Here is a 12,815-nt window from a genome sequence, read left to right as displayed (position 1 = left end):
TGCGCGAGCAGGTGCATCGCCTGTGTCGCAACCTTATGGTTTTGCCAGTGTCGCTGGGCCTTGCAAGGAGAAGTCTGGCCATGACGACACAGTGCACCCTCACTTACGATGGCAAGCGGCTCACCGGGCCGGTTGATCAGCCGCTCATCGAGTTTCTCGCGGCGCACGGCATCACGCTGCCCCACGTCTGCTACCACCCTTCTCTCGGGGCGCTCGAAACCTGCGACGCCTGCTGGGTCGAGGTTGACGGCGAGCTCAAGCGTGGCTGTACCCTGAGCTCCCGCGAAGGGCTCACGATCAGCGCCGACCAGGCGCATGCCCGGGCCGCCCGGGAAGAGGGAATGGATCGCCTGCTGGCCAAGCACGAGCTCTACTGCACGGTTTGCGAGAACAACAACGGCGACTGCACCCTCCACAACACCATGGTGGACATGCAGATTCCCATCCAGCGTTATGAATTCCAGCGCAAGCCTTACGAAAAGGACACTTCCAGCCCGTTCTATACCTACGATCCCGACCAGTGCATCCTGTGCGGCCGCTGCGTCGAGGCGTGTCAGAATGTCGAGGTCAACGAGACGCTCTCCATCGATTTCTCTAGCGACAATCCGCGCGTGCTGTGGGACGGCGGCAAGCCGATCAACGATTCCAGCTGCGTGCACTGCGGCCACTGCGTCACGGTGTGCCCCTGCAACGCCCTGCTCGAGAACAGCATGGAAGGCAAGGCGGGGCCGTTTACCGCCATGCCCTGGTCGCTCAAGCGACCAATGATCGAGATCGTCAAGAAGCTCGAAACCACCACGGGGGCGGTGCCGGTCTCGGGGCTGTCGGAAATCGACATGAACCTGCGCCAGCCCGAGATCAAGCGCACCAAGACCGTATGCACCTACTGCGGGGTCGGGTGCGCCTTCGAGCTCTGGACCCGCGACCGCCATATCCTCAAGGTGCAGCCGGTGCCCGAAGCGCCGGCCAACGGCATCTCTACCTGCATCAAGGGCAAGTTCGGCTGGGACTTCGTCAACAGCAAGCAGCGCCTGACCATGCCGCTGATTCGCGACAACGGGCGCTTTCGCGAGGCGAGCTGGGACGAGGCGCTGGCGCTGGTGGCGCGTCGCCTGCTCGAGGTGCGCGACCGCCACGGCGCCGATAGCCTGGGCTTCATCGGGTCGAGCAAGGCGAGCAACGAGGAGGCCTACCTGACCCAGAAGATTGCCCGGCGCATCATCGGCACCAACAACGTCGACAACTCCTCACGCTACTGCCAGAACCCCGCCACCAAGGGGCTGTTTCGCACCGTCGGCTACGGTGGCGATGCCGGCACCATCGCGGACATCGCCAAGGCCGACGTGGTCGTGATCGTGGGCAGCAATACCGCCGAGAACCATCCGGTGATCGCGGCGCGCATCAAGGCCGCCCAAAAGCAGCATGGCCAGAAGCTGATCGTGGTCGACCCGCGCAAGCATGAGCTGGCCGAGCGCGCCGATCTCTTCCTGCGGCCCAAGGCCAGCACCGACCTGATCTGGGCGTCGGCGCTGTCGCGCTACATGTTCGATCATGGTCTGGCCGACACGGCGTTCCTCGACCGCTGGGTCAGTCACGTGGACGAGTACCGCGAATCGCTGGAACCCTTCACCCTGGACTTCGCCGAGCAGAAGACGGGTATCTCCCGCCAACTATTGGGCGAGGCGGCGGAGATGATCGGCCGGGGCGAGCGTGTCTGCCTGCTGTGGGCCATGGGCATCACCCAGCACAGCCACGGCTCGGACACCAGCACGGCGCTCTCCAACCTGCTGCTGGTCACCGGCAACTATGGCAGGCCCGGTACCGGCGGCTACCCGATGCGCGGCCACAACAACGTGCAGGGCGCCAGCGACTTCGGGTGCCTGCGCAACATGTACCCCGGTTACGACAAGGTGACGGACCCGGAGGCACGCGAGCGCTGGGCCAGGGGCTGGGGCGTCGACCCCGAGCAGCTTTCGCCCGAGGTCGGCGAAGGCAACTTCCTGATGGTGCAGTCGGCCGACGAGGGCCGTATCAAGGCCATGTACATCATCGGCGAGGAGACGGCGTTCTCCGACTCCAATACCCATAATGTGCACACCGCCTTCGAGAAGCTCGAGTTCATGGTGGTGCAGGACATGTTCCTCAGCCGCACGGCCGAATTCGCCGATGTGGTACTGCCCGCCTGCCCCAGCGTCGAAAAGGAGGGCACCTTCGTCAACACCGAGCGGCGCATCCAGCGTTTCTACCAGGCTCTCGAGCCGCTCGGCGACAGCCGGCCCGACTGGCGCATCCTTACCGAGCTCGCCGCCCGCATGGGGCACGACTGGGGCTACACCCACCCTTCTCAGATCATGGCCGAGTGCGCCGGGATCTCGCCCATGTTCGCCGGGGTCACCTACGAGCGCCTGGAAGGCTGGCGGTCGCTGCTGTGGCCGGTGGCGGCCGACGGTACCGACTCGCCGCTGCTCTATACCGACGGTTTCCCCAATGAGGACGGCAAGGCCAACCTACATCCCCTCGAGTGGCAGGAGCCGGACGAGGCCGCCGACGAGGAATACGACCTGATGCTGGACAACGGGCGCATGCGCGAGCACTTCCAGGGCACCAACCAGACAGGCCGCAGCGCGGGTCTGTGGGACCAGGTGCCGGGTGGCTTCGTCGAGGTGAGCCCAGAACTTGCTGCCGAGCGCGGCATCGAGGAGGGCACCTGGGTGCGCATCACCTCCCGGCGCGACAGCCTGGAGCTGCCGGCGGTGATCACCGACCGAGTGGCAGGCAAGACGCTGTTCCTGCCTATTCACTTCGGCAAGCCGGGGGTGAACCAGCTGACCGGTGAGCACAACGACCCGGACGTGCAGACGCCGGCCTACAAGGAGACGGCGGTCAAGCTGGAAGTGCTGGACCGGCGCGGAGAGCCGCCGCTGCCGGCTCACAACTACCGCTATGGCCGCCGTACCCCGACCCAAGGCGTCGAGGTCGAAGTGAAATGGGCACGGGGTGATTACACGCTGCCGCCCGCCCAGCAATCCAACCCGAGGAAGATGTAATGGCTGAACGAATCTCGCACGACGTGACGCCACCCAAGATTGGCCCCGGTGCCCATGAAGAGCTCGAGCGGCTGCTGCAGACGCTGCATGAGCATGGGGTGCTGCGTCTGGCCAACGATTTGGTGGCTGCCAATACCAAGATCGCCGGCGTGGTGGTCGATGGCCTGAGCAAGGAAGGTACGCTTAATGCCCTGCAGAACCTGTCGATCCTGGCCATGATGCTGTCGCAGGTGCCGCCGGAGCGCTTCTACCGCGTCACCTTCGCCCTAAAGGATGCGTTGGACTGTGTCGGACAGCACCAGCCCCACACGCAAGAGAAGGAGGCCCCCGGGGTAGGCGGGGCCTATCGCATGCTCAACGACGAGGCGCTGTGGCGTGGCATCGTGCCGTTGGTCGAAGGGCTCAAGGCCTTTGCCGAGGGGCTCGACAGGCCGGTCGACAAGCCGGTGAGCGATTTCTTCGACAAGCCGACCAGCGGGCCCTGAGGCGAGGCAGGCGCGGGCGGAGGGCTCCTCCCGAAGTGGGATCAGCGGTGCCATGGAGGGATATAGCCGGCTAGCGTGAGGTGCGCTGCGGATGGTTTATTTTTATGCCATTTGGTGATTAGATGAGGGCAGTCTAATCTCCAATAAGCATCGAAGCATCAGCATTGCAAACTGGGTGGTAGGGAGCCGAGCGCGCCATGAAACTGCAACAACTTCGTTATGTCTGGGAGGTGACCCGGCACAACCTCAACGTTTCGGCCACGGCGCAGAGCCTATTCACCTCGCAGCCCGGCATCTCCAAGCAGATCCGCCTGCTGGAGGACGAACTGGGCGTGGAGATCTTCGCTCGCAGCGGTAAGCACCTGACCCGCGTCACCCCGGCCGGCGAAGCTATCGTCGAGCTGGCCGGGCAGGTATTGCGGTTGACCGACAACATCAAACAAGTGGCCCAGGAGCACAGTGACGAGCGCCGCGGCAGCCTGTCGATCGCCACCACCCATACCCAGGCCCGCTATGCCCTGCCGCCGGTGATCGGCGCATTTACGCGCAAGTATCCGGACGTTGCGCTGCACATGCAGCAGGGCACGCCCAAGCAGATCGCCCAGATGGTCAGCGATGGCCAGGCCGACTTCGCCATCTGCACGGAATCGCTCGAACTGTTCAACGACCTCGTGCTGCTGCCGTGCTATCGCTGGAACCGCTGCGTGCTGGTGCCCAAGGGCCACCCGCTGGGGGCGGATGGCGCGCTGACGCTGGAGCGCCTCGCCGAGCAGCCACTGGTGACCTACGTATTCGGCTTCACCGGCCGCTCGCAGCTCGATGACGCCTTCCGTGCCAAGGGGCTCACGCCCAACGTGGTGCTGACAGCCGCCGATGCCGATGTGATCAAGACCTACGTGCGGCTGGGGCTCGGGGTCGGCATCGTGGCACACATGGCCTACGATCCGGTGCTGGACAGCGATCTGGAGGTGCTGGAGGCCGACCATCTGTTCGAGAGCTCGGTCACCAAGATCGGCATTCGTCGCGGCACCTTCATGCGTGGCTACATGTACGACTTCGTCAAGGGTTTTGCCAGCCACCTCGAGCGCGATCTGGTCGATGCCGCCTTGGCTGCCGGCCCGCGCCACGAGCACGAGCTGTTCAAGAACATCCCCCTGCCGGTGCGCTGAGCGCCACGCCCGCCCTTGCCGATTCCGGCACGCCAGGGCGTGGTTACCGCGGCGCAGGGCGCTCGCCGCGCCTTGCGCCTGGCCGTGATTCCCTAGGCGGTTTGCGGACGGTCGCCGGGGAGGTTGAGCGCATGCAGCCCGCACTCCTTGCCGGCCTGGTCCTCCCACCACCAGCGCCCTTCACGCTCGTGCTGATGCGGCAGAGTGGGCCGGGTGCAGGGTTCGCAGCCGATGCTGACGAAGCCCCGCGCATGCAGCGGGTTGTAGGGCACGTCGAACATGCGGATGTAGTTCCACACGTCGTCGCTGCGCCAATGGGTGAGCGGGTTGATCTTGTAGAGCGGCTGCGACTCGCTGCCAAAGGCCGTGTCGCGCTCGGCGATCTGCAGGCTGGAGCGGGTGCCGGGGCTCTGGTCGCGTCGCTGCCCGGTGATCCACATGGGCAAGCCGGCAAGACGTTCGCGCAGTGGTGCGACCTTGCGGATACCGCAGCACTCCTGGTGGCCATCGCGATAGAAGCTGAATAGGCCTTTTTCCCTAACCAGCGCCTGGACCGCCTCGGTGTCGGGAAAGCGGACGTCGATCGAGATGGCGTAGTGCTCGCGCACCCGCTCGATGAAGGCGTAGGTTTCCGCATGCAGGCGTCCGGTATCGAGCGAGAACACCTTGACCTGCTCCTTCGGTGCGATTTTCAGCGCCAGGTCGATGAGGACAACATCCTCGGCGCCGGAGAAGGACAGAGTCAGTTCACCGAAGGCGCCATAGGCCGCGCGCAGGATCTCCTTGGGAGAGGCCTGGTCGTGTTCGAGGATGAACTGGGTGGGAGAGAAGGGCGACATGCCGACCTCCGTAGCTGAAGATGCCGCTACCCTAGCAAAGGCGGCGCAGCGGTCCCCAATACCGTTTTGTTAGCAACATATATACTTTTAAGAGCTAAAGGATCTCTCTTTTATTCCAGTGCTTGCATGAGATGGCGAATCTTGGCCAACGTCTCGGCATACTCCGCTTCAACATCGGAATCGGCTACCAGCCCGCCCCCGCCCCACAGATGCAGTTGTCCTCCATCGGCCACGGCCGTGCGAATGGCAATCGAGGTGTCCATTTGCCCCCGCACGTCCACATAGCCGAGGCTGCCGCAGTAGATGCTGCGTCGGCTCGGCTCCAGCTCGTCGATGATCTGCATGGCGCGGACCTTGGGGGCGCCGGTGATCGAACCGCCGGGAAAAGCGGCAGCGAGCAGGTCCAGCGCGCGGCGCCCTTCGGCCAGCTGGCCGCAGACGACGCTGACCAAGTGGTGCACGTTGGCATAACTCTCAAGCCCGCACAGCTGTGGCACGCGTACGCTGCCGGGGCGGCACACGCGACCCAGGTCGTTGCGCAGCAGGTCCACGATCATGACGTTCTCGGCGCGATCCTTGAGGCTGGCGCTCAACTCGTCGGCCAACCGTCGGTCTTCCGCGGGGTTGGTGCCGCGCGGGCGGGTGCCCTTGATCGGTCGGGTTTCCACTCGCCCATCGGCATCGCAGCGCAAGAAGCGCTCCGGCGAGAGCGACAGGATGCCCTGCTGACGATCGCCGCTGTGCCATGCCATGTAGCCGGCATGGGGGGTCGGGGTAGCCTGGCGCAAGCGCCGGTAGGCGGCCCACAGGTCACCGGAGTAAGGCGCACTGAAGCGCTGGGCCAGGTTGATCTGGTAGCAGTCGCCCGCGCGAATGTAGGCCTGCACGCTGGCGAAGCGGCGGGCATACCCCGAGTAATCCAGCTCGCCCGCAAAGGGAGCCGTAAGGTGGAAGGCCTGAGGCGGCTCGGCAGCCCCCTCCAGCCAGCAAAGCACCTCCGGCCGGCGCGCTGCGCTTGCCAACAGCCAGCTTTCACTGCGCTCGTGGTCTTGGATCAGCGCCCAGTCATATAACCCTGCGCGGCTGCTCGGCAGGGCAACGACCTGGCGGGCTGCCTCGCCTACCGGCTCCAGCGCTCGCCCAAGGTCATAGCTCCAGTAGCCGATCAGACCGCCTAGAAAGGGCAGGTTGCTGTGCGGTACTTCCAGGTCGAGCCGGTCCAGCAGCGCCTGCTGGGCGGCAAAGGGATTGGCGGCCGCCACCTGAACGCCATCTGCCCACACGCGACCCCGGTTATCGACGCAGATCGTGCACCGAGGATCGCTGCTCATGATGTCGTAGCGACCGCCGGGGGCGGCGGGCCGCCCGCTGTCGAGCAGCACGGCTCCCGGCCTGTGTCGCAAGGCCTCGAAATAGCGCAGGGGATCGGTTCGGTAGGGGAGCGGATGAAGCTCGAGTCGTACAGTCATAGGAGGGGGCCTTGCCGGACAGGCAGCCCATTCTAGGGGCCGCGAGGCGGTTTGTCCCGGTGACGCTTAACCGGTGGTGGCTTGATGCCGGAATCGGCGGGTGATTGTCGACATGCCGTTGCGCCCCCGAGGGTTTTGTTTACAACCAAAGACGTAGGAAATGAGGCAGACTGGGCGGTTGACCCACAAAGGCACAGTGTCTAAAGTCTTTCCAATCCTTAATTGTCGACAATCATCATGAACTCAGTTGCAACCGAACAGGCAAATCCCGAGGTTCGAACGCTGGCGGAGCGGGTCTTCCATGAGCTCCAGGATGCCATCGTGAGAGGCGAGCTCATGCCGGGCAGCAAGATCACCGAACCGGGCCTGTCGAAGGCCTACGGTATCTCGCGCGGCCCATTGCGAGAGGCCATGCGCCGGCTCGAGGCGCACCGGCTGATCGAGCGCGTGCCCCATGTGGGGGCTCGCGTGGTCAAGCTGACCATGAAGGAGCTGCTTGAGCTATTCGACGTTCGTGAGGCGCTGGAAAGCATGGCCGCCCGCCTGGCCGCCGAGCACATGACGCACGAGGAGATCGCCGGCCTGCGTGAAGTGCTGGCGCTTCACGAGCGACAGGCCGATCTCAAGAGCGGCGAAGCCTATTACCAGCGCGAAGGCGATCTCGACTTTCACTACCGCATCGTCCAGGGCAGCCATAACCGCATGCTGATGACGATGCTGTGCGACGACCTCTATTACCTGGTGCGTCTCTACCGCACCCAGTTCAGTGCCAGCGGTTCGCGCCCCCAGCGTGCCTTCGTCGAGCACCACCGGATCGTGGATGCCATCGAGGCCGGCGATGCCGAGCTGGCCGAGCTCTTGATGCGCCGCCATGTCAGCGCCTCGCGAGCGAACGTGGTGGACCGCTACGCGGCCATTCTCAAGCAGCAAGCCGAAGCGACCCCCTGAGGGCTGCCAGGTCAACCTAGGAGCACCGATACATGACGCAAACCACCCCTGGCGCCCGGTTCCGCGCCGCCCTCAACACCCATCGTCCGCTGCCCATCGTCGGCACCATCAATGCCTACACGGCCATGATGGCCCAGCGCGTCGGCCACCAGGCGATCTATCTGTCCGGTGGCGGTGTGGCCAATGCCTCCTTCGGCCTGCCCGACCTGGGCATGACCAGCATGAACGACGTAGTCGAGGATGCGCATCGCATCTGCGGCGCCACCGACCTGCCGCTGCTGGTGGATATCGATACCGGCTGGGGTGGCGCCTTCAACATCTCGCGCACCGTCAAGGAGATGCAGCGTGCCGGCGTGGCCGCCGTGCATCTCGAGGACCAGGTGGCGCAGAAGCGTTGCGGCCATCGCCCGAACAAGGAGATCGTCTCCCGGCAGGAGATGGTCGATCGCATCAAGGCGGCGGCCGATGCGCGCATCGATCCGGAGTTCTACCTGATCGCGCGTACCGACGCCTTCCAGAAGGAAGGGCTTGATTCTGCCATCGATCGTGCCAATGCCTGCATCGAAGCCGGCGCCGACGCCATCTTCGCCGAGGCGGTGCACACCCTGGACGACTACAAGGCGTTCTGCGAGCGCGTCGATGCGCCGATCCTGGCCAATATCACCGAGTTCGGCGCCACCCCGCTGTTCTCGCAGCAGGAACTGGCCGAGGTGGGCTGCCAGATGGTGCTCTATCCGCTGTCGGCCTTCCGCGCCATGAACGCGGCGGCGCTCAAGGTCTATCGGAGCATTCTCGAGCAGGGGCATCAGCGTGATGTGGTCGAGCTGATGCAGACTCGCGACGAACTCTACGACTTCCTCAACTACCACGCCTTCGAGCAGAAGCTCGATGCGCTGTTTGCAGAGAACCAGTTGGCCGAGAAGGGCGCCGGCGCCTGAGCGCGGCCCGATACGACGACAAGAACACGTCAAAGCAAGGAGACACGACATGGTTGATAAACCGCTTGGCGGCGCAGGTCTGCGTGGTCAGAGTGCCGGTACCACCGCCCTGTGCACCGTCGGCAAGACCGGCTCGGGCCTGACCTACCGCGGCTATGACATCAAGGAGCTGGCCGAGAAGGCGCGCTTCGAGGAGGTGGCCTACCTGCTGCTCAAGGGTAAGCTGCCCAACCAGGCCGAGCTCGACGCCTACGTGAGCAAGCTCAAGGGGCTGCGCGGCCTGCCCCAGGCGCTCAAGACCGTGCTCGAGCAGATTCCGGCCAATGCCCACCCCATGGACGTGATGCGCACCGGCGCCTCCATGCTCGGCAACCTCGAGACCGAGGAGAGCTTCGACGAGCAGCAGGACGTGGCCGATCGCCTGCTGGCCGTGCTGCCGTCGATCATCTGCTACTGGTACCGCTTCAGTCATGACGGCGTGCGCATCGAGACCGAAACCGACGATGAGTCGGTGGGTGCCCACTTCCTGCACCTGCTGCGCGGCGAGGCGCCTTCGGAGCTGCATGCCCGGGTCATGAACGTCTCGCTGATCTTGTACGCCGAGCACGAGTTCAATGCCTCGACCTTCACTGCCCGCGTGTGTGCCTCGACGCTCTCCGACATGCACTCCTGCGTGACCGGCGCCATCGGCTCGCTGCGTGGCCCGCTGCATGGCGGCGCCAACGAGGCGGCGATGGAGATGATCGAGAACTGGAAGTCGCCGGAAGAAGCCGAGCGCGAGATCATGGGCATGCTCGAGCGCAAAGAGAAGATCATGGGCTTCGGCCACGCGATCTACCGCGAGTCCGACCCGCGCAACGCCATCATCAAGGAGTGGTCGGAAAAGCTCGCGCAGGACGTCGGCGACACCGTGCTCTACCCGGTTTCCGTGCGCGTCGAGGATGTCATGTGGCGCGAGAAGAAGCTGTTCTGCAACGCCGACTTCTTCCATGCCAGCGCCTATCACTTCATGGACATTCCCACCAAGCTGTTCACGCCGATCTTCGTCTGTTCGCGCCTGACCGGCTGGGCGGCGCATGTCTTCGAGCAGCGGGCCAACAACCGCATCATTCGCCCCAGTGCCGACTACATCGGCCCGGAGAAGAGCGAATGGGTGCCGATCGAGGAGCGCGACTGAGCCTTCCTACCGAGCAAGGCGGCCTTCGGGCCGTCTTTTCCGCTGCCTAACTCACCACGCGAAGACCGTCGACTCATGAATACTCAATATCGCAAACCGCTTCCCGGCACCGAGCTGGACTACTTCGATGTGCGTGCGGCCGTCGAGGAGATCCAGCCCGGTGCCTACGATTCACTTCCTTATACCTCCCGCGTGCTGGCCGAGCAGCTGGTGCGTCGCTGCGAGCCCGAATTGCTCACCGATGCGCTCAAGCAGCTGATCGAGCGCAAGCGCGATCTCGACTTCCCCTGGTACCCTGCGCGCGTGGTGTGCCATGACATCCTCGGCCAGACGGCGCTGGTCGACCTGGCCGGCCTGCGCGACGCCATCGCCGAGAAGGGCGGCGACCCGGCCAAGGTCAACCCGGTGGTGCCGACCCAGTTGATCGTCGACCACTCCCTGGCCGTGGAGTGCGGCGGCGACGATCCCCAGGCGTTCGACAAGAACCGCGCCATCGAGGATCGCCGCAACGAGGATCGCTTCCACTTCATCGACTGGACGCGCACCGCGTTCAAGAACGTCGACGTGATCCCGGCCGGCAACGGCATCATGCACCAGATCAACCTGGAAAAGATGTCGCCGGTGATCCAGGCTCGTGACGGTGTTGCCTTCCCCGACACCTGCGTCGGTACCGACAGCCACACCCCGCATATCGACTGCCTGGGCGTGATCGCCATTGGCGTTGGCGGCCTCGAAGCCGAAACCGTGATGCTCGGTCGCCCCTCGATGATGCGCCTGCCCGACATCATCGGCGTCAAGCTCACCGGCAAGCGCCAGCCCGGCATCACCGCCACCGACGTCGTGCTGGCGATCACCGAGTTCCTGCGCCAGGAACGGGTGGTGGGTGCCTACCTGGAGTTCTTCGGCGAAGGCGCCGACAGCCTGACCATCGGCGACCGCGCGACCATCTCCAACATGACGCCGGAATACGGTGCCACCGCGGCGATGTTCTACATCGACAAGCAGACCACCGATTACCTGACACTGACTGGCCGTGAGCCAGAGCAGGTGGCACTGGTCGAGAACTATGCCAAGACAGTCGGCCTGTGGGCCGACAGCCTGAAAGAGGTCGAGTACGAACGCGTGCTCACCTTCGATCTCTCCAGCGTCGAGCGCAACCTGGCCGGGCCTTCCAACCCGCACCGGCGCCTGCCCACGTCGGCTCTGCACGAGCGTGGCATCGCCGTGAACCTGGAGCAGGCCCTGGCCGAAGAGAAGGCCGGCCGGATGCCCGACGGCGCGGTGATCATCGCCGCCATTACCAGCTGTACCAACACCTCCAACCCGCGCAACGTGGTGGCCGCCGGGCTGCTGGCCAAGAAGGCCAACGAGCTGGGCCTGGTGCGCAAGCCATGGGTGAAGTCCTCCTTCGCGCCTGGTTCCAAGGTGGCTCGACTCTACCTGGAAGAGGCCGGCCTGCTGCCGGAACTCGAGAAGCTCGGCTTCGGCATCGTCGCCTACGCCTGCACCACCTGCAACGGCATGTCCGGTGCGCTGCGCCCGGAGATTCAGCAGGAGATCATCGACCGCGACCTCTATGCCACCGCGGTGCTCTCCGGCAACCGTAACTTCGACGGGCGCATCCACCCCTACGCCAAGCAGGCCTTCCTCGCCTCGCCGCCGCTGGTAGTGGCCTATGCCATCGCCGGCACCGTGCGCTTCGACATCGAGAAGGATGCGCTTGGCTACGACAAGAACGGCAACCCCGTCACGCTCAAGGACCTGTGGCCCAGCGACGAGGAGATCGACGCCATTGTCGGCGAGTTCGTGAAGCCGGAGCAGTTCAAGCAGGTCTATATCCCGATGTTCAACCTCGACGAGGTCGAGCAGGCCAAGAGCCCGCTCTACGACTGGCGCCCGCAGAGTACCTATATCCGCCGTCCGCCCTACTGGGAAGGCAACATGGCGCGTGAGCGCGGGCTGAAGGGCATGCGGCCGCTGGCAATCTTGCCGGACAACATCACCACCGACCACCTGTCGCCCTCCAACGCCATCATGCTGGACAGCGCGGCGGGCGAATACCTGCACAAGATGGGCCTGCCGGAGGAGGACTTCAACTCCTACGCCACCCACCGCGGCGACCACCTCACCGCCCAGCGCGCCACGCTCGCCAATCCCAAGCTGTTCAACGAGATGGTGCGGGACGAGAAAGGCGAGGTCATCCAGGGGTCGCTGGCACGCATCGAGCCGGAGGGCAAGGTGACGCGCATGTGGGAGGCCATCGAGACCTACATGGAGCGCGGTCAGCCGCTGATCATCATCGCCGGGGCCGACTACGGGCAGGGCAGCTCGCGCGACTGGGCAGCCAAGGGCGTGGCGCTGGCCGGGGTCGAGGCAATCGTTGCCGAGGGCTTCGAGCGCATCCACCGCACTAACCTGGTGGGTATGGGCGTAATGCCGCTGCAGTTCCAGGAAGGCACCACGCGACACACGCTCAAGCTCGATGGCACCGAAACCTACGACGTGGAAGGCAAGCCGGCTCCCCGGGCGACTCTCGAGCTGGTCATTCGTCGCACCAGCGGCGAGGTTGAGCGGGTGCCGGTGATCTGCCGCCTGGATACCGCCGAGGAAGTCACGATCTACTCCGCCGGCGGTGTGCTGCAGCGCTTCGCCCAGGACTTCCTCGAGTCCGAAGCAGAAACAACCGCTTGACCTACTCGTAGCGGCAGCGCCTCGGTTTAAACCCCGGGGCGCTCCTTTATTT

Annotated in this window: 9 protein-coding genes; 7 read left to right on the top strand and 2 right to left on the bottom strand. The window is 64.7% G+C overall.

What is annotated here, in order from left to right:
* Positions 1-80 precede the first annotated feature (80 nt).
* From fdhF to cysB, 3 genes are all read left to right on the top strand, one after another.
* A complete protein-coding gene (gene fdhF / locus ACT7B3_RS12315) occupies positions 81-3,047 on the top strand; it encodes a formate dehydrogenase subunit alpha (RefSeq protein ID WP_445158135.1) in 2,967 nt (988 codons plus the stop codon).
* Positions 3,047-3,532 carry a DUF1641 domain-containing protein gene (locus tag ACT7B3_RS12310; RefSeq protein WP_444677171.1) on the top strand — a complete coding sequence of 162 codons (486 nt, stop codon included), beginning with the start codon at positions 3,047-3,049 and terminating at the stop codon, positions 3,530-3,532. The genes fdhF and ACT7B3_RS12310 overlap by 1 nt, the downstream gene beginning before the upstream one ends.
* A gap of 197 nt (positions 3,533-3,729) precedes the next feature.
* Positions 3,730-4,701: an HTH-type transcriptional regulator CysB gene (gene cysB, locus ACT7B3_RS12305; RefSeq protein ID WP_445158134.1), complete on the top strand. Its 972-nt coding sequence runs from the start codon at positions 3,730-3,732 to the stop codon at positions 4,699-4,701.
* A 92-nt stretch (positions 4,702-4,793) separates the two neighbouring features.
* On the opposite strand, the gene ACT7B3_RS12300 is transcribed toward cysB, so the two are convergent.
* Together ACT7B3_RS12300 and pabB are read right to left on the bottom strand one after the other, a co-directional pair.
* Positions 4,794-5,540: a phosphoadenylyl-sulfate reductase gene (locus ACT7B3_RS12300; protein ID WP_445158133.1), complete on the bottom strand. Its 747-nt coding sequence runs from the start codon at positions 5,538-5,540 to the stop codon at positions 4,794-4,796.
* Between the two features lie 110 nt (positions 5,541-5,650).
* A complete protein-coding gene (gene pabB / locus ACT7B3_RS12295; protein WP_445158132.1) occupies positions 5,651-7,009 on the bottom strand; it encodes an aminodeoxychorismate synthase component I in 1,359 nt (452 codons plus the stop codon).
* Between the two features lie 237 nt (positions 7,010-7,246).
* On the opposite strand from pabB, the gene ACT7B3_RS12290 reads away from it, so the two are divergent.
* The 4 genes from ACT7B3_RS12290 (at position 7,247) to acnD (ending at position 12,763) form a co-directional block, all read left to right on the top strand.
* The gene (locus ACT7B3_RS12290) at positions 7,247-7,957 is read left to right on the top strand and encodes a GntR family transcriptional regulator (protein WP_445158131.1); all 711 of its coding nucleotides are present in this window, start codon (positions 7,247-7,249) and stop codon (positions 7,955-7,957) included.
* Positions 7,958-7,989: 32 nt separating this feature from the next.
* Positions 7,990-8,895 carry a methylisocitrate lyase gene (gene prpB / locus ACT7B3_RS12285; protein WP_444677174.1) on the top strand — a complete coding sequence of 302 codons (906 nt, stop codon included), beginning with the start codon at positions 7,990-7,992 and terminating at the stop codon, positions 8,893-8,895.
* A 49-nt stretch (positions 8,896-8,944) separates the two neighbouring features.
* Entirely contained in the window at positions 8,945-10,072 is a 1,128-nt protein-coding gene (gene prpC, locus ACT7B3_RS12280; protein ID WP_444677175.1) for a bifunctional 2-methylcitrate synthase/citrate synthase, read from the top strand.
* Positions 10,073-10,147: 75 nt separating this feature from the next.
* The gene (gene acnD, locus ACT7B3_RS12275; protein ID WP_445158130.1) at positions 10,148-12,763 is read left to right on the top strand and encodes a Fe/S-dependent 2-methylisocitrate dehydratase AcnD; all 2,616 of its coding nucleotides are present in this window, start codon (positions 10,148-10,150) and stop codon (positions 12,761-12,763) included.
* Positions 12,764-12,815 lie beyond the last annotated feature (52 nt).

It is taken from the genome of Halomonas sp. E14 (assembly GCF_052568415.1).
The sequence above is the reverse complement of the archived record's forward strand: the minus strand, read 5'-3'. Positions and strand labels throughout refer to the sequence as shown.